At 62.4% G+C, this 433-nt stretch carries 1 protein-coding gene; it reads left to right on the forward strand.

What is annotated here, in order from left to right; genetic code table 11:
* Positions 1 to 245, forward strand: a 245-nt coding sequence (locus SB765_RS28105) for an aminotransferase class I/II-fold pyridoxal phosphate-dependent enzyme (RefSeq protein ID WP_410932284.1), incomplete at its 5' end; no start/stop codon positions are given.
* Positions 246 to 433 lie beyond the last annotated feature (188 nt).

The raw sequence follows: 433 nt of genomic DNA on the forward strand, positions 1-433 counted from the left end.
GTATCCTCGACATGCGTCAGGCACTGGTCGATGCCCTGGGCACGCTGCTGCCGGGGCAGGACTTCCAGTTCTTCCTGCGCCAGCGCGGCATGTTCAGCTACACCGGTTTCAGCGTCGAGCAGGTGCGTCGCCTGCGTGACGAGTTCGGCGTGTACCTGATCGACAGCGGCCGGGTGTGCATGTCTGGCCTGCGGCCGGCCAACCTGCAACGGGTGGCCGAGGCGTTCGCCGCGGTTCAGCAGTAATGTGACAGGGGGGCCGCAAAGCGGTCCCCTTGGTTTCACCTTGTTGTCATGACAAGTGCAACCGTCCCTCGGACGGGGCTTCGCAAGTGCAACCTTTCAGTGCACAATCGCGCCCTCTTTTTCGGTTGAGGGGTGCGATACGTCTGTTTCGCCACTCTCAGCCTGTTGCAGTCTTGCGAGTGGAGCTT

It is taken from the genome of Pseudomonas sp. SIMBA_067 (assembly GCF_046534675.1).
GTDB classification, from domain to species: domain Bacteria; phylum Pseudomonadota; class Gammaproteobacteria; order Pseudomonadales; family Pseudomonadaceae; genus Aquipseudomonas; species Aquipseudomonas putida.